The sequence below is a fragment of the Bradyrhizobium sp. 22 genome (genome assembly GCF_000482425.1).
Lineage (GTDB): Bacteria > Pseudomonadota > Alphaproteobacteria > Rhizobiales > Xanthobacteraceae > Bradyrhizobium > Bradyrhizobium japonicum_B.
This window is the reverse complement of record NZ_KI519399.1, coordinates 3,573,734-3,590,797: the sequence shown is the minus strand read 5'-3', so window position 1 is coordinate 3,590,797 and position 17,064 is coordinate 3,573,734. Positions and strand designations below refer to the sequence as shown.

Here is a 17,064-nt window from a genome sequence, read left to right as displayed (position 1 = left end):
GCGTTCACTTCGACGCTGCGTCGTCCTTGGCACTATCCTTGGCGGCGTCCTTCGCGCTGTCCTTGGATTCCTTCGCCGGCTCGCCCTTGGCGCGCACGCCGGAGATCATCTGGCGCATCTGCCGCACCCGCACGCCGTCGGAAATCTCGAACTCGATCTGGTCGTCGTCGACGACCTTGGTGACCTTGCCGACGAGGCCGCCCGAGGTCACGACGGTGTCGCCGCGGCGGATGTTCTTCACGAGGTCGGCGTGCTCGCGGACCTTCTTCTGCTGCGGACGCAGAATCAGGAAGTACATGATCACGAAGATCAGGGCGAACGGCAGCAGCGACATCAACATGCTGTTGGTGTCACCGGCGCCCGCGGCCTGGGCATACGCAGGGGTAATCAGCATTCGGACGATCCTCGTGAGAAACGGGGGAAAACCGGTCAGGCCTTCAAAGGCAACCGGTTCGGTCAAATTCGCGCGGACTATAGCGGCCATTGCCCCAATTGCAACGCTGCCAGACCGCCCTTTTAGCCACCTTGCGGCGGCCCCTCAGGCCCGATAAGGCTGCGTTCTCAGGAACTTCGGACATGCCCAAAAACCTTAGCAAAAGCCCGGCCGGCAAAGGCCCCCGCACCCCTGCCGGAAAGCCGGCCCGCGTCGCGGCAAATCGCCCCAAGGGGACCATCAAGGGGACGATCAAGAGGACCGTCAAAGCGCCTCGCGCGGCCGCGCCCAGCCTCGCCCAGGAGCGCATCGTCCGCGCGCTGGAGACCATTGCGGCGCACCTCTCCGCCCAGGCCAAGCCGGCCGTCTCCGCCGAGTCGTTCGAACGGGCGGATGCCTATGTCTGGCACCCCGACGGCCGCCTCGCGCCCGTGCCGCGGGTCAGCCGCGTCGAGCTGTTCCTGCTCAAGGGCATCGACCGGATGCGCGACATCCTGATGGAGAACACCGAGCGGTTCGCGGGGGGCCTGCCCGCCAACAACGCCCTGCTCTGGGGCGCGCGCGGCATGGGCAAATCGTCGCTGGTGAAGGCCGCGCATGCCAGCATCAACGCGGACCGCAAGCTGGCTGACCGGCTGAAGCTGATCGAAATTCACCGCGAGGACATCGAAACGCTGCCGATGCTGATGGAGAAGCTCCGCGACGCCAGCTTCCGCTTCATCGTGTTCATCGACGATCTCTCCTTCGACGGCAATGACGCGTCCTACAAATCGCTCAAGGCCGTGCTCGAAGGCGGCATCGAGGGCCGACCCGAGAACGTCATCCTCTACGCCACCTCCAACCGCCGTCATCTGCTGGCGCGCGACATGATCGAGAACGAGCGCTCGACCGCGATCAATCCCGGCGAAGCCGTCGAGGAGAAGGTGTCGCTGTCCGATCGCTTCGGCCTCTGGCTCGGCTTCCACCGTTGCAGCCAGGACGAATACCTCGCCATGGTGCGCGGCTATTGCAGCCATTTCGGCGTCAAGGTCGACGATGAGGCGCTGGAGCGCGAGGCGCTGGAATGGTCGACCACCCGCGGCTCACGCTCGGGCCGCGTCGCCTGGCAATTCGTGCAGGAGCTGGCGGGCCGGCTCGGCGTGAAGCTGACGGCGAAGTAGCGGAAGCCGTCGCCGTGCCTGGCTCTGTGATTCCCCGCCACCGGGTCTCGCCTTCGGCGAGCCCGATGACAGGCTCCGGCGGGGAATCCAGTACGCCGCGGCTTATCGGCTCAACAATGACTGTCTCTGGAATACTGGATCGCCCGGTCCAAGCCGGGCGATGACAGTGCGCTTGTTGTGATTGCGTGCCCTACTCTGCGTAGGCCTCACGCCCCGTTCAGGAATTGAAGCGGGTCAACCGGGCTCGATCCCTTGCGGATCTCAAAGTGGAGCTGCGGCGACGCCACCTCCCCGGATTGACCCGACTTGGCAATGACCTGACCGCGCTTGATGGTGTCGCCGCGCTTCACCAACAGCTCACTCGCATGGGCATATGCGGTGACGTAGCCGTTGGAGTGCCGAACCAGGACCAGATTGCCGTAACCTTTCAGCTCGTTGCCGGAATAGGCGACGACGCCGTCTTCGGCCGCCTTGACCGGCGTCCCCTCGGGCACCGCGACATTGATTCCGTCGTTGGACTTGCCGTTGGTCTTGGCGCCGTAGCTCGTGACCACCTTGCCGCGCACCGGCCAGCGGAAGGTCGGCAGCGCGCTGGTGGTCTCCGCAGCCTTCGCCGGGGTCTCGGCGGGCTTCTCTTCGACATTGGTGGTGGCCTGGGCGAGGCGCGCGCTCTGCACGGGTGCGCCGGCCGCGGCCATCTTGGTGGCGGGCGCCGGAGCGGCTGCAACGGGCTGCAGCGTCCCCGCAACCGGAGCGGCCGTGACAGGAGCTGCGGCAACCGGCGCAGCGAGGGCCGCGGTCTTTGCGCCGGGCACGGTCAGCTTGGTGCCGAGCTTCAGCTTGGCCGACGGATCGAGACCGTTGGCACGGGCAAGCTCAGCCGACGAGATATGGTTCTTGCGGGCAATGCTGGCGAGCGTGTCGCCGCGATTGACGAAATGAGTGCTCGGCGGCGCAGCCATGACGGCGACCGGCTTCGCAGCAGGGACTACCGCGACCGGAGTCGACGCAGGCGCCGGCGCAGCGGCCGTCGCCGGATGCGGAATGATCAGTTGCTGGCCGGGCGACAGCGCGCGCGGGCCCTTATAGCCGTTGGCGGCCAGGATCGCCTGCGGCGTGACGCGATAGCGCTTGGCGAGCACCTCGAGCGTATCGCTGGTGCCGACGATGATCTTGGTCCCGCCGGCCGGCTGGGCAGCCGCGACCGAGCGCGGCGGCACGGTGGCCGTGGTCTCCAGATGCGGCTGCGCCGGCGGCGCGTAGGAGCTGACGCCACGCCCGCCTCCGGACACCCCGCCACCTGCCGCGACAGGATAGGATTGCGGGGCGGAGACCGCCGGCGGCGGCAAGGGCTGCGACTGATAGGCGCCGGGCTGGGTCTGCGGCCGCGCATATTGCGGCAGCTCGCGCTGCGGCGGCGGGGCCTGCTGCACCGTACCGGTCGCTTCGGAGGAGAAGGGATTGGAGAAATTCGACTGGGACAGTCGCGACGACATGTCGGCGCTGCACCCTGCGAAGCTGAAGGAGATCAGCGCCAGCACCGCGACCTGCGGTACGCGGCGCGAGTAAAGCAACTCGGCGACAGCGGACATGGTTACTCACTCGTACGCAACAGAACTGGTGTTTTAAGTAAACACGCGCCGAGTAAATAACGGCTTAACCCTCCCAATAAGATGTTGGCCGCACAGCCGATCCGGAAATCTACAGCTCCCGCGCCACCCCGGGCAGCGCCGGCACGAAGCGGACGTCGACGAGTTCCTTGCGCTCGATCCCGGCCGCGCTGCGGGTCAGGCGGATCAGCGTCTGCAAGCCCTGATGCGGGCCGACCGGCGCGATCAGGATGCCGCCAACCTCCAGCCGCTCGACCAGATTCTCCGGGATCTGCTCCATCGCGGCGGTGACGATGATGCGATCGAACGGGCCGATATTGGGCGGCAGGTTGAGGCCGTCGCCAAGCATCACCTCGACATTGTGACAGCCGAGCTTTTCGAGCCGGGCGCGCGCCGTGTCCGCAAGCCTGCGATAGCGCTCGACCGTCAGGACCTGGCCGGCGAGCCGCGACAGCACGGCGGCCTGATAGCCGGAACCGGTGCCGATCTCTAGCACCCGGTGCTGCTTCTGGAGCTGCAGCTGCTCGGTCATGTAGGCCACGACGAAAGGCTGGCTGATGGTCTGGCCGCAGGCGATCGGCAGCGCGCTGTCCCGGTAGGCGCCGTCGCGATCGGCCTCGTCGACGAATTGCTCGCGCGGCACCTCCTCCATGGTTCGCAACACCGCCTGATCGCTGATGCCCCGACGCCTCAGCGTGAGCTGAAACATCATCTTTTCCGGCGGGTGCTGATGGGAGGTCATTGCCTGCTTGTACTGTCTTGGCTGTCTTGGCCGGCCCGGCGGGCTCGAGCCCGGGCAGGAGAATCCATGTTCCTGCTCAGGAACTCATGATAGCCTTCGTCGGGAGCATCTAACACAGATTGGCCTGCCGCGGACGAGCTGCGATGACCATTTTCAGGTATCCGTTGGTCGAAACGCGCATTGCGTCAATTCGCGTTATCTGCGAACGTTTTTGGCAATGGGCAAGGACTCAACCATGACCGCGACAGGGCTTTCCGGCCGCTCTGTATTCCTCGTCGAGGACGAGGTGATGATCAGGATGATGGTGGCGGACATGCTCGAGGAGCTCGGCTACAAGGTCGCGGCCGAGGCGGGCGACATCACCGAGGCCATGCGGCTCGCCCAGGCGACCGAGTTCGACATCGCCATTCTCGACGTCAACGTCAACGGCAAGGTCATCTCGCCGGTCGCCGACGTGATCCAGGCCAAGGGCTGCCCGTTCATCTTCGCCACCGGCTACGGCTCCTCCGGCCTGCCCGAGCAATACCGCGACCGGCCGGCGCTCCAGAAGCCGTTTCAGCTCGACGCGCTCGGCAAGACCATCGAAGCCGCGCTCCGCGGCGAATAGGCGCTATTTCAGCATCGCGCTGAGCTCTTCCGAAAACGCCTCATTGGTGCGATCGAGCCTCAGCGGCGTGACCGAGACGTAGCGCTCACGCAGCGCCGCCAGATCGGTGCCGTCGGCCGGTGTGTCCATCATCGCGGCGCGCTCGAAGCCGATCCAGAAATAGGGATTGCCGCGGCCGTCCTTGCGCTCGTCGACCCGCAGGAAACCGAGATTGCGCTTGCCCTGGCGGGTGACGCGGATGCCGAGCACATCCTCCGGCGCGCAGGACGGGAAGTTGACGTTGATGACGGTGTCCTTCGGAACGCCCGCGGCAATCACCTTGCGCACGATGTCGGGCCCGAACTTGCGCGCGGTGTCCCACGGCGGGCGCTCGCGGGTCTCGAGGCTGAACTCCTGCGACAGCGCGAACGACGGCAGGCCCAGGATAGTCCCCTCCAGCGCGCCGGCGATGGTGCCGGAATAGACCACGTCCTCGGCGACGTTGCGGCCCTTGTTGACCCCGGACAGCACGACGTCGGGCAGCTTGGGTCCAAGGATATGGCGCGCGCCCATGATGACGCAGTCGGTCGGCGTGCCGCGCACGGCGAAGTGCCGAGGTCCGACCTCGCGCAGGCGCAACGGATCGTTCAACGACAGCGAATGCGACACGCCGGACTGGTCGAGCTCGGGCGCCACCACCCAGACGTCGTCGGACAGCGCGCGCGCGATCTCCTCGACGATCTTGAGGCCGGGGGCATGGATGCCGTCGTCATTGGTGCAGAGAATGCGCATACGAAAGGTTCGATTCCGAAAAAGGGGTCTGAGCCGTCTTATCCGGCTGGGGGCGATCAGGCAAACCGGGCAATTGCGGTCCGGCGGCAGGTTCCCGGCCGGGGCCCGTCAGCGGCGGATGCGCCATTGCGGCAGGAAACGCGCCAGCCGGCCTTCCGCCCGCAGCTGCATCGCCGGTACGGACGGGCTCACGACGGGGATCTCGATCACGCCGAGCGCCTTCAGCTGCGCGACCAGCGGGTCCGACGCCGGCGCCTGCGGAAAGCGTTCGCGCGCCACCGTCAGCGCCTTGTCGAAATCGGCTGCATTCACGCCGGGCTTGGCCCGCCGGCTCTGCACGAGATCATCGTCCCAGAGCCGCGCGACCTCGATATCGAGCACGCCGCGCAGGCGCTGATCGATGGCCTGGATGCCGGCCCCTGTCACCGCCCATTGTCGGCCGACCCAGAAAATGTCGCGGTGCAAGGCCATGAAGCGGAGGGTTCGCGTTGTCGAGGGGCCGGCAGGATAACCGGCCGCCCGGTCTTCGCAACGCGATTCTCGTCATGCCGCGGTTTCTCGACGCAAACCGGAATCCACTTCGCTCGAAAACGCTTTAGTCGCGCCCGATCACCTTCACCCCGCCCATATAAGACTGGAGCACGTCGGGGACCGCAATCGAGCCGTCCGCCTGCTGATAGGTCTCCATCACGGCGATCAGCGCGCGGCCGACCGCGGTGCCGGAGCCGTTCAGCGTGTGCACGAAACGCGGCTTGCCGTCGGGCCCGCGCGAGCGCGCATCCATCCGCCGCGCCTGGAAGTCGCCGCAGACCGAGCAGCTGGAGATCTCGCGGAACATGCCGCCCTCACCCTGCCCGGGCATCCAGACCTCGATGTCATAGGTTTTTTGCGACGAGAAGCCCATGTCCCCCGCGCACAGCGTCATCACCCGATAATGCAGGTCGAGCTTCTGCAGCACCTGCTCGGCGCAGGACAGCATCCGCTCCAGCTCGTCCCTGCTCACTTCCGGTGTCGTGATCGAGACCAGCTCGACCTTGGTGAACTGGTGCTGGCGGATCATGCCGCGCGTGTCGCGTCCGGCAGCCCCGGCCTCGGCGCGGAAGCACGGCGTCAGCGCGGTTAGCCGCATCGGCAATTGCTTCTCGTCGAGGATGGATTCGCGCGCGAGGTTGGTGAGCGAGACCTCGGCGGTCGGAATGAGGCCGAGGCGCTCGGTCCTCAGCCGCTCCTGGTCGGGCGCAACGAGAAGCTCGCCTTTGACCGCCCAGAACTGATCGTCCTCGAATTTCGGCAATTGTCCGGTGCCGAACATCACTTCGTTGCGCACCAGCAGCGGCGGATTGATCTCGGTGTAGCCGTGCTCGGTGGTGTGCAGGTCGAGCATGAACTGGCCGATCGCACGTTCGAGCCGCGCGAGGCCCTTCTTCAGCACGACGAAGCGCGCGCCGGAGAGCTTGGCCGCCGCCTCGAAATCCATGTAGCCGAGCGCGGTGCCGAGATCGTCATGCAGCTTCGGCGTGAAGCTGTAGTTGCGCTTGTTGCCGAACACGTGGCGCTGCACGTTGCCGTGCTCGTCGACGCCATCGGGCACCTCGTCGAACGGAATGTTCGGGATCGCCGACAGCTCTTTGGTCAGCTCGTCGTCGGCGGCCTTCGCGGCGGCTTCGAGCTCAGGCATCGTGGTCTTGAGCTCGGCGACCTCGGCCATCAGCTTGGCGGCGCGCGCCTCGTCCTTGGCCTTCTTGGCGTCACCGATCTCCTTGGACGCCGCGTTGCGCCGCGCCTGCGCCTGCTCGGAGGCGAGGATCGCCGCACGGCGCTTCTCGTCGATCGCCAGCAGCGAGCCCGACATCGGCTTCAAACCCCGCCGTGCGAGGCCGGCGTCGAAGGCTTGCGGATTGTCGCGGATCGATTTGATGTCGTGCATGGCTGTCTTCCCGTCATGGCCGGGTTTATCCCGGCCATCCACGTATCTGCAGCCTTAGATCAAGTCGTGGATGCCCGGGTCAAGCCCGGGCATGACGAATCATGGGCTGCGCAGCGTGATGATAGAGTGCAAGCGCCCTACTCCGCCGGATTGGCCGGCGTAGACACGTCGGTGCCGGTGGCCGCTTGCGAGGCCGCGGCCTTTCTCTCCACCATGCCGACCGCGATGATCGAGCCCTCGTAGAGCGCCATCAGCGGAAACGCCAGGGAGCACTGGCTGAGCACGTCGGGCGGCGTCAGCACGGCGGCGATCACGAAGGCGATGACGATGAAATAGCGGCGCTTCTCGCGCAGCATTTTCGAGCTGACGATGCCGATCCGGCCGAGCAGAGTCAGGATCACCGGAAGCTGGAAAGCGATACCGAAGGCGAAGATCAGCGACATCATCAGCGACAGATATTCGCCGACCTTGGGCAGGAGCTGGATCTGGGCGGTCTCGTCGCCGCCGGCCTGCTGCATGCCGAGCGAGAAGCGGACCAGCATCGGCAGCACCACGAAATAGACCAGCGCGGCGCCGAGCACGAAGAAGAACGGGGTCGCGACCAGATACGGCAGGAAGGCCTGCTTCTCGTGCTTATAGAGGCCGGGCGCGACGAATTTGTAGATCTGGGTCGCGATGATCGGGAACGAGATGAAGCCGGCCCCGAACAGCGCCAGCTTGAGCTGGGTGATGAAATATTCCAGCAGCGCCGTGTAGATGAACTTGGAGTTCTCGGGGCCCGCGATCCACACGAACGGCCAGACCAGCACGTTGTAGATCTGCTTGGCGAAGAAGAAGCAGAAGATGAATGCTATGCCGAATCCGAGCAGCGCCTTGATCAGCCGCGAGCGCAGCTCGATCAGATGGTCCATCAGCGGGGCTTTGCTGGCCTCGATATCGGCGTCGGTCATGACGCTTTGGCGTCCTTGATCGCTTCGGAAGGCGCTGTGTCCTGCGCCACCTTTTCCTGCTCGACCTCACGGGTGATCACAAGCGGCTCGTTGGCTGCTGCATGCGCCTCGGCTTCCATGAAGGTCGCGGGCGTCGGCGCTTCCGGCGTGGTCGGCATTGCCGGCGCTTCACTTGAAGTCGCCGGCGCTTCACTTGAAGTTGCCGGCAGTTCGGCAGTATTCGTCGTGGATGTCTCGGCCGGCTTGTCCAGTGCATCGACGCGCAGTGCGTCGCTGACGTCCTTCTGGAGCGAGGTCAGCGGATTGAATCCGGTGGCGGCTTCCTTGACCTCGTCGAAGCTCTTCTTGAGGTCGGCCATCTCGGCCTCGCGCATCGCTTCCTGAAACTGGCCCTGGAATTCGGCGGCCATCTTGCGCGCCTTGCCCATCCATTGTCCGACCATGCGCAGCACGCCCGGCAACTCTTTCGGGCCGATGGCGATCAGGGCTACGACCCCGACCAAGACCAGTTCACTCCACCCGATGTCGAACATGAGGTCTTCCGTTCACGCCAGCCGGAGCCGGCCCAATCCCTCGCGCGCAGGATCGGGGCCGCTACCCGCGTCTCGCGTGCTGCTTCCGGCTCAGACGGCCTTGCTGCCGACGTCGGTCCGCGCCGCGGTCGGTGCACCATTGTGCTCGATGGACTTGGCCGGCTCGGGCTTCTCGGCGGACTTGTCGTCGTCCTGCATGCCCTTCTTGAAGGCTTTGATGCCCTGCGCCACGTCGCCCATCAGGTCCGAAATCTTCCCGCGGCCGAACAGCAGCAGGACCACCGCAATCACCAGGATCCAGTGCCAAATGCTGAGTGAACCCATCCTGCAACCCTCCAAACGCGCATGGCCGGGGACCCGGCCGATCTTCACCGAAACCTAGGCTCGGCAGGTCGCAAAAACAAGGACCTAGGCAGCGCCAATTCGCTGTGAGCGCTACGTAATCTTGCTAATGTTAACCGGTCGCAGGGGCCCGTCAGCGGACGGTACGTCAGTCCTCGCTGCCGCCTTTGCTGCCGCCCTCGCCGTGTTCCTCATTGCCGGCTTCCGCCGTCGTTTCCGCAGGCTCGGGCTCGACCGCCGGCGCCAGCGCCAGATCGAGCTCGTCGCCCGGTTCCAGCGGATCCTCGTCCTCGCGCAGCGTCGGATCGTCGGACGGTGTCGGCACGCTGAATCCGGTCGGCAGGCGCGAATCCAGCAGGCCCGTGCCTTTCAGCTCCTCCAGGCCCGGCAGGTCGCCGAGCTGTTCCAGGGTGAACTGCGATAGGAAGTCCTCGGTGGTTCCAAAGGTCAGCGGACGACCGGGCGTCTTGCGCCGGCCGCGCGGCTTGATCCAGCCGGTCTCCAGCAGCACGTCGAGCGTGCCCTTCGAGGTGACGACGCCGCGGATCTCCTCGATCTCGGCGCGCGTCACAGGTTGGTGATAGGCGATGATCGCCAGCACCTCGATCGCCGCGCGCGACAGGCGCCGGGTCTCGGTGCTCTCCCGCGTCATCAGCCAGGCGAGATCGCCGGCCGTGCGGAAGGTCCATTTGTTGGCGACGCGGACGAGATTCACCCCGCGCAAGGAATAGTCGGCCTGGAGCTGTTCCAGCGCGGCCTTGACGTCGACGCCCTCGGGCATGCGCTTGGCCAGCGTCGCAGTGTCCAGCGGTTCACTCGAAGCGAACAGCAGCGCTTCCAGCAGCCGCAATTCCTCGGGACGTGCCTGGGATTCGTTCTCCATCGGCTCGGCCTCTTCTACCCGCACTTCAGCCAGGCTTGCCATGGCAGATTCTCCTTCTTGCACTTAAGCGACCGGCGCATCAGGCGCAGGAGCTGCGTCCGGGACCGGTTTCGGGCGCCCCTTCCGGAAATAGATGGGCGCAAACGCCTCTTTCTGATTCAGTTCCAGCTGACCTTCGCGCACCAGTTCCAGCGCGGCGGCAAAGCTCGAGGCGAACACCGTCGCGCGCTGGGTGGGATCGGCGACATGCCGGATCAGAAAATCGTCCAGCACGCCCCAATCGTCCTGTTCGTTGAGGCTGCCGACCAGCCGCTCCAGCGTGGCGCGCGCTTCGGCGAGCGACCACACCGTGCGCTTGGCCAGATGCACGCTCGCCAGCACGCGCGATTGGCGCTGCGAGGCATAGGCGGTAAGCAGATCGTATAGCGTCGCGGTGTATTTCGGATGCTTGATCTCGGCGATCTGCTCGGGCTCGCCGCGCGGGAAGATGTCGCGCTGCAATTGCGGCCTGTTCATCAGCCGGTTGGCGGCTTCGCGAATGGCCTCCAGCCGGCGCAGGCGGTTGGCGAGCGCGGTCGCCATCTGCTCGGCGCTCGGGCCCTCCGCGCTCGGCGGCTCCGGCAGCAGCAGGCGCGACTTCAGGAAGGCGAGCCACGCGGCCATGACGAGATAATCGGCGGCAAGCTCGAGCCGGATCTTTCGCGCGGCTTCGATGAAGTGGAGATATTGATCGGCCAGCGCCAGGATCGAGATCTTGGCGAGGTCGACCTTCTGCTGCCGCGCCAGCGCGAGCAGCAGGTCGAGCGGGCCCTCATAGCCCTCGACGTCCACCACCAACGCCGGCTCACCCTCAGCAAGCTCTGCGGGCCGCCCGGTCTCGAAGGATAGAATTTCTGCGGTCATGCGGATGCCGTGGTTGTCCGTGCGATCAATGCGTCCAGCTCAGCGCGTGCGGCCTCGCGGTCGAGCGGCTGCGGCGCCTTGCGCGCGCCGAGGGCGGCATTCGCCCGCTCCAGCGCCCGGCCGGACAGCACTGGCGTCTGACCGGCAACCGCACGCATCTCATCGATATTGCCGTTGCAATGCAGCGCCACATCGCAGCCGGCCGCGAAGATGGCGCGGGTCCGTTCGGCGATAGTCCCCGACAGCGCGTTCATCGACACGTCATCACTCATCAACAAACCCTGGAACCCGATTGCGCCGCGAATCACGTCAGCAATCATTGTCGCAGATGTCGTCGCCGGATGGGCGGGGTCGACCGCGCTAAACACAACATGTGCAGTCATGGCCATCGGCAGGTCCGACAGCGGCTTGAACGCCGCGAAGTCGGTCCGTTCCAGCTCGTCCCTCGGCGTATCCACCGCCGGCAGCTTGAAATGGGTGTCCGCAGTGGCGCGGCCATGGCCGGGAATGTGCTTGAGGACCGGCAGCACGCCGCCCTGCTCCAGTCCTTCGGTGACGGCGCGCGCGATCGCCGCGACCTTGGCCGGCTCGGTGCCATAGGCCCGGTTCCCGATGACCGCATCAGCGCCCGCGACCGGCACGTCGGCCAGCGGCAGGCAATCCACGGTAATGCCGAGATCGGCCAGATCAGCCGCGATCAGGCGGGCGCTGAGGCGCGCGGCCGTGAGCCCGAGCGCCGAATCAGTGTCGTACAAGGTCGAGAACACGGCGCCCGGCGGATAGACCGGCCAGTGCGGCGGACCGAGCCGCTGCACCCGTCCGCCCTCCTGGTCAATCAGGACGGGCGCGTCGGCAACCCCGACAGCATCGCGCAATTCTGCAACCAATGCAGCAACTTGAGCTGGGGTGGCGACATTGCGCTTGAACAGGATGAAGCCCCATGGGCTCTGCTCGCGGATAAACTCCCGCTCGACGGCGGTCAGTTCCGTTCCGGATACGCCGGTAATGAAGGCCCGCGTGCTCATAACGGCCGATTAACCCTGACCCGCGAGGGGGTCAAGGAAACGGCCGTTAATTCCTCTGGACGAAGCAGGCGGACAGGCCGGCGGACTTCAAGCTGTTGCAGGCATGCGTCGCCTCCTCCGCCGAGGCATAGGGACCAGCGAAGGCGCGGTAGACGATGCCCTTGCCCTTGTCGGTCAGGTCGACGCGCTTGATCACCGGCGAGCGCGAGCCGAGCACGCTGCCATACTTGCTCTGCAGCACACGGTAGGACGCGGCGGCGCTTTCCTCGCTCTGCTGCGAGGAGACCTGCACGATGTAGCCACCGCCGCTGCCGGCGGGCGCGATCTGGGTCGGAGTGGTCGCCGCCATCCGCTGCGGCGGCTCGGCGGCCGGAGCCGATTGCGGGGCCAGCGACATCGGCTGGTTGGCGCTGGCATTGGCCGAGGTCGGCGGATTGCGCGGCGCGACCGGTGCGGGCGCCGCAACAGGCTTCGGCGCAGCCGCGGGCTTGGCCGCGGCCGATTGCGGCGTGGCGCTGTCGGTCTGGTCACCCTTCACGGCGACGGTCCTGATCGGACGCGGCGAATTGTTCGGCAGCGTGCCGTTGCTTGCGCCCGGCGGCGGCACCGCCGACGGCGACACGCTCGCGACCGATGGCGGGTTCGCATTCTGGTTCAGCGGCGGGAACACGACGCGGGGACCGCCTGCCTTGGCGTTGACGTCCACCGGCGCCTCTTCGCGCGGCACGATCTTCTCGGTGCCATCGCCAATCGCCATGCGATCCGGCACCTTGGCCGAGGAATCCGTCGGAGCAGGCACGATCTTGGTCGGGGTGTTGTCCGCCTTGATGATCGGCGGCTCGCCGCTGCGGGACGAGCCGATATAGGTCTTGTAGGCGAAGGCCGCGCCGGTGCCGACCACGGCCAGCGCCAGGATGGCCGCGACCGTCATCATGCCGCCGCGCTGCTTCTTCGGCTCGTCGAGCTCCTCCTCCGGATACTCGCTCTGGTACGCGTAAGGATCGTCCGGATAGGCCGGCTCACGCTGGTAGTCCTGCTCGCCCGCCTCGAGCCGGCCATAGAGCGCATCGTCGTAGCGCGACGGATCGGGCTGCTGATACGCTTGCTCCTCGTAGGCCTGATCCTGCGGCTGGTAAGCCTGCCCCTGATGGGCGTGATCCTGATAGGCGCGATCCTGATAGGCTTGCGGCTGACGAAGTTCAGGCTCCGGCACCGCAGGCGGGGCCGAATAGCGATGCAACGGATGAACCGGATTGACGGTGACCGGATAGTCGGGCTCTGCGGGTGCCGGCTGCGGCTGAACATTGGCGCGCCGCATCCATGAGGGCGGTCCGGGCGGTGCAGGCTCGGCATAGTCCTGCTGATCATCGTCCTGCCGGTAGTCGTCGTCCTGATAGTTCTGTGCGGGCAAAGATACTGCTGGCGGACGCGCACCGGGCCGCGCCTGCGCGGCGAAAGGATCGGTCTGTCCGATCAGGCGGGCGAGTTCAGCCAAGGGATCGCTGTCCGCCTTCCCATGCTGATCGCCACCGCGACCATAGTCATCGGAAGGAAACGGTCTGTCCTGATATCGTTCGGCCATCGTGATGATGCGTCCCTTCGGGAAAGCCGCGCGCCCCTCGACCAAGGCACGGCTTTCGACCCACAAGGCTTTCAACCAAGTCTAAGCGATCCGGCTTCTGCCGGTTACCCCCGAATTCCCCTTAAGTAGTTCGCCCCAAACTACCGCATCTCGTTCGGAGCATGGACGCCGAGGATGGCGAGGCCCGATGCCAGAACCGAGACGACGCCCTGGACCATGGCCAGCCGCGCCTTTGTTAGAACTGCATCATTATTGATAATGAAGCGTAAATAGGGCAAATCGCGCCCCTTCGTCCAAAGTGCATGAAATTCGCTGGCTAAATCATAGAGATAAAAGGCAATTCGGTGCGGCTCATGGGCCGCTGCGGCGGCTTCGAGCATACGAGGATATATTGCGAGGCGCTTGAGAAGTTCAAGCTCGACCGGATCCGATAACCGTTCCACCGCCGACTCACTGAGCCAGGCGATTCGTTCGTCGGTCGCCTCGGGAAGCTCCGGGAACATTTCGGCCCGCGCGTTGCGGAAGATCGAGTGGCCGCGGGCGTGACCGTACTGCACGTAGAACACCGGGTTGTCGCGCGACTGTTCCATGACCTTGGCAAGGTCAAAGTCGAGCACCGCGTCGTTCTTGCGATAGAGCATCATGAAACGGACGGCGTCCTGACCGACTTCATCCACCACCTCACGCAAGGTGACGAAGTCCCCGCTCCGCTTCGACATTTTGACCGGCTCGCCATTGCGCAGCAGCTTGACGAGCTGGACGATCTTGACGTCGAGCGAGCCCTTGCCCGACGTCGCCGCCTTCACCGCCGCCTGCATGCGCTTGATGTAGCCGCCATGATCGGCGCCCCAGACGTCGATCATCTCCCCAAAACCACGGTCGAACTTGTTTTTGTGGTAGGCGATGTCGGAGGCGAAATAAGTGTAGGAATTGTCCGACTTGATCAGCGGACGATCGACGTCGTCGCCGTAAGCGGTCGCCCTGAACAGCAGCTGCTCGCGGTCTTCCCAGTCCTCGACCGGGGCGCCCTTCGGCGGCGGCAAGCGGCCTTCGTAGATGTCGCCCTTGGCCTTGAGGAAATCGATGGTCTCGGCAACCCTGTTGTTGCCGCCCTCGATCAGCGAGCGCTCCGAGAAGAACACGTCGTGGCGGATGTTGAGGGCGGCGAGATCGTCCTTGATCTCGTCCATCATCATCGCGATCGCCTTGGCGCGGACCGTCGGCAGCCACCCGGCCTCGCTCATCGCGAGGAGCTTGTCGCCGTGCTCCGTCGCAAGCGCCTGTCCGACCGGCTTGAGGTAGTCGCCGGGATAGAGCCCTTCCGGGATCGCGCCGATGTCCTCGCCGAGCGCCTCGCGATAGCGCAGGAAGGCGGAGCGCGCGAGCACGTCGACCTGGGCGCCGGCGTCGTTGATATAATATTCGCGGGTGACATCGTGGCCAGCGAACTGGAGCAGGCTCGCCAGCGCGTCGCCGAACACGGCGCCGCGGCAATGGCCGACATGCATCGGCCCCGTCGGATTGGCCGAGACGTATTCGACGTTCACCTTGGAGCCGCCGCGGACGCGGCCGTAATCGGCGGCCTCGCGCAGCACCGTCCGCAGCGCCTCGGCCCAGGCGGCGGGCTTCAAGGTCAGGTTGATGAAGCCCGGACCGGCGACGTCGACCTTGGCGATCAGCGCGTCGGCGCGCAGCCGCTCGGCGATCCGCTCGGCGAGTTCGCGCGGCTTGGCCTTGGCCTCCTTCGCCAGCACCATCGCGGCGTTGGTGGCCATGTCGCCATGGGAGGCATCGCGCGGCGGCTCGACCACCACGCGCGCGAAATCGATGCCCTCCGGCCAGCCTGCTTCCTTCGCAAGCGCGCGGCAGGCGGCGTGCACGCGTGCGAGCACGTCGGTGAACAGATGCAGGGCTGAGGATGTGTCGGGCATGGCCGCCGCCTAACGCAAATCCGGGGTCGAGTCAAAGAGCCGCTGGTGCTCGGTCAGGGCGAAACGGTCGGTCATTCCGGCAATGAAATTGCCGATCCGGCGCGCCCGGTCGCCCTCATTGTCCGCCTCGGCCCCGAGCAGCCATTCCGGCGGCAGCTCGCCAGGGGATTGCAGGTATTTCGCGAACAGGTCGAACAGGATCTGCTCGGCCTCCCCCATCACCCGCATCACCCGCTTGTGGCGGTACATGTGCTGGTAGAGGAAGGCCTTGATGGCGGCCTCTTCCTCCGCGACCTCGGGTGGGAACGCGACCAGGGCCCGGCTCTGCTGGCGTACGTCCTGGGCCGATTGCGGCTTCACCGCGGCGAGGTTGTTCTGCGCTTGCGCGAACACCGCGCCGATCAGATGCGAGATCAGCTCGCGCACCAGCTCGGCGCCGCGCCTGAAGTCTTCGAGGTCGGGATAATGCGCGGAGGTCTCGGCGATGATCTCGGCCGTGAGCGGCATCACCTTGAGATCGTCGAGATGGAACAGCCCGGCGCGCAGGCCATCGTCGATGTCGTGGGCGTCATAGGCGATGTCGTCGGCGATGGCGGCGACCTGCGCCTCCAGCGAGGCGAAGCTCCACAATTCGAGATCGTAGGTCCTGACGTAGTCGGCGATGCCGACGGGAATGCCGTGCTCGCGATAGCGCCCCACCGGCGCGCCGCTGCGATCGGTCAGTGGGCCGTTGTGCTTGACGATGCCCTCCAGCGATTCCCAGGTCAGGTTGAGCCCGTCGAACTCGGGATAGCGGTGCTCCAGCGAAGCGACGACGCGGAGCGTCTGGGCATTGTGGTCGAAGCCGCCGAACTCTTTCAGGCAGGCATCCAGCGCCCGCTCCCCGGCATGGCCGAACGGGGGATGACCGAGATCGTGAGCAAGGGCCAGGGTTTCGGTGAGGTCCTCGTCGAGGCCAAGCTGCCGGGCTAGCGCGCGGGCGATCTGCGCCACCTCCAGCGAGTGGGTCAGCCTCGTGCGATAATGGTCCCCCTCGTGGAACACGAACACCTGGGTCTTGTACTTCAGGCGGCGGAATGCAGTGGAATGGATCACCCGGTCGCAATCCCGCCGGAACGGGCTGCGGGTCCGGCTCGGCGGCTCCGCGACCAGCCGGCCACGGCTGCGGTCGGGATCGCAGGCATAGGGCGCGCGGGGAGCTGCCATTCCGACGGACACGACGAATTTAGTCCCTATCCATTTGATTCTGCGTATCCTTGCACTTAACTATGCCGGACGCGGGATACCAAATGAAATGGATATGACGCGGGACGACCGGACGATCGGAGACCGACAATGACCACTGCCGTGACCATCAGCGACCGCGCCGCACGCCGGATCGGAGAGATCCTCAAGGGCGAAGGCTCTGGCGCGATGCTGCGCATCTCGGTCGAGGGCGGCGGCTGCTCGGGCTTCCAGTACAAGTTCGACATCGACCGTAGCAGGACCGACGACGATCTCGTGATCGAGCAGGACAATGCGGTGGTGCTGGTCGATTCCGCCTCGCAGCCGTTCCTGGCGGGATCGCAGGTCGATTTCGTCGACGACCTGATCGGCGCCTCGTTCCGCGTCAACAATCCAAACGCCACCGCGTCCTGCGGCTGCGGCACCAGCTTCTCGGTCTGA

General features: G+C 65.8%; 18 protein-coding genes. 3 read left to right on the top strand and 15 right to left on the bottom strand.

Annotated features, from left to right (window positions below; translation table 11 throughout):
- Positions 1-4 precede the first annotated feature (4 nt).
- Positions 5-394, bottom strand: coding sequence for a preprotein translocase subunit YajC (yajC, locus tag K410_RS0118360; RefSeq protein ID WP_028136247.1), 390 nt, complete (start codon positions 392-394; stop codon positions 5-7).
- Between the two features lie 182 nt (positions 395-576).
- Between yajC and K410_RS0118355 the strand changes: the two genes are divergently transcribed.
- Positions 577-1,593: an ATP-binding protein gene (locus K410_RS0118355; RefSeq protein ID WP_028136246.1), complete on the top strand. Its 1,017-nt coding sequence runs from the start codon at positions 577-579 to the stop codon at positions 1,591-1,593.
- A gap of 206 nt (positions 1,594-1,799) precedes the next feature.
- Here the strand turns inward: K410_RS0118355 and K410_RS0118350 are convergent, their stop codons facing one another.
- Both K410_RS0118350 and K410_RS0118345 read right to left on the bottom strand, forming a co-directional pair.
- Positions 1,800-3,185: a peptidoglycan DD-metalloendopeptidase family protein gene (locus K410_RS0118350; protein ID WP_028136245.1), complete on the bottom strand. Its 1,386-nt coding sequence runs from the start codon at positions 3,183-3,185 to the stop codon at positions 1,800-1,802.
- Between the two features lie 109 nt (positions 3,186-3,294).
- Positions 3,295-3,945, bottom strand: coding sequence for a protein-L-isoaspartate(D-aspartate) O-methyltransferase (locus tag K410_RS0118345; protein ID WP_028136244.1), 651 nt, complete (start codon positions 3,943-3,945; stop codon positions 3,295-3,297).
- 235 nt (positions 3,946-4,180) lie between these two features.
- Here K410_RS0118345 and K410_RS0118340 point away from each other — a divergent pair, with 235 nt between their 5' ends.
- The gene (locus K410_RS0118340) at positions 4,181-4,552 is read left to right on the top strand and encodes a response regulator (protein WP_028136243.1); all 372 of its coding nucleotides are present in this window, start codon (positions 4,181-4,183) and stop codon (positions 4,550-4,552) included.
- 3 nt (positions 4,553-4,555) lie between these two features.
- Here the strand turns inward: K410_RS0118340 and surE are convergent, their stop codons facing one another.
- The 12 genes from surE to K410_RS0118280 all read right to left on the bottom strand — a co-directional run bounded on the left by surE (position 4,556) and on the right by K410_RS0118280 (position 16,605).
- Positions 4,556-5,323, bottom strand: a complete 768-nt coding sequence (surE, locus tag K410_RS0118335) for a 5'/3'-nucleotidase SurE (RefSeq protein WP_028136242.1) — start codon at positions 5,321-5,323, stop codon at positions 4,556-4,558.
- Positions 5,324-5,431: 108 nt separating this feature from the next.
- A complete protein-coding gene (locus tag K410_RS0118330) occupies positions 5,432-5,794 on the bottom strand; it encodes a hypothetical protein (RefSeq protein ID WP_028136241.1) in 363 nt (120 codons plus the stop codon).
- A gap of 124 nt (positions 5,795-5,918) precedes the next feature.
- Complete coding sequence (serS, locus tag K410_RS0118325) at positions 5,919-7,250, bottom strand: serine--tRNA ligase (RefSeq protein ID WP_028136240.1); 1,332 nt, start codon at positions 7,248-7,250, stop codon at positions 5,919-5,921.
- Positions 7,251-7,387: 137 nt separating this feature from the next.
- Positions 7,388-8,200 (bottom strand): twin-arginine translocase subunit TatC, encoded by an 813-nt coding sequence (gene tatC, locus K410_RS0118320; protein ID WP_028136239.1) that lies wholly within the window; start codon positions 8,198-8,200, stop codon positions 7,388-7,390.
- Entirely contained in the window at positions 8,197-8,733 is a 537-nt protein-coding gene (tatB, locus tag K410_RS0118315; protein ID WP_028136238.1) for a Sec-independent protein translocase protein TatB, read from the bottom strand. The genes tatC and tatB overlap by 4 nt, the downstream gene beginning before the upstream one ends.
- Positions 8,734-8,823: 90 nt before the next feature.
- On the bottom strand, positions 8,824-9,057 hold the full coding sequence (locus tag K410_RS0118310) for a twin-arginine translocase TatA/TatE family subunit (protein WP_028136237.1): 234 nt from the start codon (positions 9,055-9,057) through the stop codon (positions 8,824-8,826).
- A 166-nt stretch (positions 9,058-9,223) separates the two neighbouring features.
- A complete protein-coding gene (scpB, locus tag K410_RS0118305; RefSeq protein ID WP_028136236.1) occupies positions 9,224-10,000 on the bottom strand; it encodes an SMC-Scp complex subunit ScpB in 777 nt (258 codons plus the stop codon).
- Between the two features lie 21 nt (positions 10,001-10,021).
- Complete coding sequence (locus tag K410_RS0118300; protein WP_028136235.1) at positions 10,022-10,861, bottom strand: segregation and condensation protein A; 840 nt, start codon at positions 10,859-10,861, stop codon at positions 10,022-10,024.
- Entirely contained in the window at positions 10,858-11,886 is a 1,029-nt protein-coding gene (nagZ, locus tag K410_RS0118295; RefSeq protein WP_028136234.1) for a beta-N-acetylhexosaminidase, read from the bottom strand. The genes K410_RS0118300 and nagZ overlap by 4 nt, the downstream gene beginning before the upstream one ends.
- A 46-nt stretch (positions 11,887-11,932) precedes the next feature.
- Positions 11,933-13,468: an SPOR domain-containing protein gene (locus K410_RS0118290; protein WP_028136233.1), complete on the bottom strand. Its 1,536-nt coding sequence runs from the start codon at positions 13,466-13,468 to the stop codon at positions 11,933-11,935.
- 140 nt (positions 13,469-13,608) lie between these two features.
- Positions 13,609-15,399, bottom strand: coding sequence for an arginine--tRNA ligase (gene argS, locus K410_RS0118285; RefSeq protein ID WP_028136232.1), 1,791 nt, complete (start codon positions 15,397-15,399; stop codon positions 13,609-13,611).
- Between the two features lie 9 nt (positions 15,400-15,408).
- Positions 15,409-16,605 carry a deoxyguanosinetriphosphate triphosphohydrolase gene (locus tag K410_RS0118280; RefSeq protein WP_049820089.1) on the bottom strand — a complete coding sequence of 399 codons (1,197 nt, stop codon included), beginning with the start codon at positions 16,603-16,605 and terminating at the stop codon, positions 15,409-15,411.
- Between the two features lie 129 nt (positions 16,606-16,734).
- Here K410_RS0118280 and erpA point away from each other — a divergent pair, with 129 nt between their 5' ends.
- A complete protein-coding gene (gene erpA, locus K410_RS0118275) occupies positions 16,735-17,064 on the top strand; it encodes an iron-sulfur cluster insertion protein ErpA (RefSeq protein ID WP_008547246.1) in 330 nt (109 codons plus the stop codon).

Bases quoted from the DNA above. Each gene is read 5' to 3' on its own strand.
- nagZ (WP_028136234.1), bottom strand. From the start codon at position 11,886: ATGAGCACGCGGGCCTTCATTACCGGCGTATCCGGAACGGAACTGACC.
- erpA (WP_008547246.1), top strand. From the start codon at position 16,735: ATGACCACTGCCGTGACCATCAGCGACCGCGCCGCACGCCGGATCGGA.
- K410_RS0118345 (WP_028136244.1), bottom strand. From the start codon at position 3,945: ATGACCTCCCATCAGCACCCGCCGGAAAAGATGATGTTTCAGCTCACG.
- K410_RS0118290 (WP_028136233.1), bottom strand. From the start codon at position 13,468: ATGGCCGAACGATATCAGGACAGACCGTTTCCTTCCGATGACTATGGT.
- K410_RS0118330 (WP_028136241.1), bottom strand. From the start codon at position 5,794: ATGGCCTTGCACCGCGACATTTTCTGGGTCGGCCGACAATGGGCGGTG.
- surE (WP_028136242.1), bottom strand. From the start codon at position 5,323: ATGCGCATTCTCTGCACCAATGACGACGGCATCCATGCCCCCGGCCTC.
- yajC (WP_028136247.1), bottom strand. From the start codon at position 394: ATGCTGATTACCCCTGCGTATGCCCAGGCCGCGGGCGCCGGTGACACC.
- K410_RS0118280 (WP_049820089.1), bottom strand. From the start codon at position 16,605: ATGGCAGCTCCCCGCGCGCCCTATGCCTGCGATCCCGACCGCAGCCGT.
- argS (WP_028136232.1), bottom strand. From the start codon at position 15,399: ATGCCCGACACATCCTCAGCCCTGCATCTGTTCACCGACGTGCTCGCA.
- tatC (WP_028136239.1), bottom strand. From the start codon at position 8,200: ATGACCGACGCCGATATCGAGGCCAGCAAAGCCCCGCTGATGGACCAT.
- tatB (WP_028136238.1), bottom strand. From the start codon at position 8,733: ATGTTCGACATCGGGTGGAGTGAACTGGTCTTGGTCGGGGTCGTAGCC.
- K410_RS0118355 (WP_028136246.1), top strand. From the start codon at position 577: ATGCCCAAAAACCTTAGCAAAAGCCCGGCCGGCAAAGGCCCCCGCACC.
- K410_RS0118310 (WP_028136237.1), bottom strand. From the start codon at position 9,057: ATGGGTTCACTCAGCATTTGGCACTGGATCCTGGTGATTGCGGTGGTC.
- serS (WP_028136240.1), bottom strand. From the start codon at position 7,250: ATGCACGACATCAAATCGATCCGCGACAATCCGCAAGCCTTCGACGCC.
- K410_RS0118340 (WP_028136243.1), top strand. From the start codon at position 4,181: ATGACCGCGACAGGGCTTTCCGGCCGCTCTGTATTCCTCGTCGAGGAC.
- K410_RS0118350 (WP_028136245.1), bottom strand. From the start codon at position 3,185: ATGTCCGCTGTCGCCGAGTTGCTTTACTCGCGCCGCGTACCGCAGGTC.
- scpB (WP_028136236.1), bottom strand. From the start codon at position 10,000: ATGGCAAGCCTGGCTGAAGTGCGGGTAGAAGAGGCCGAGCCGATGGAG.
- K410_RS0118300 (WP_028136235.1), bottom strand. From the start codon at position 10,861: ATGACCGCAGAAATTCTATCCTTCGAGACCGGGCGGCCCGCAGAGCTT.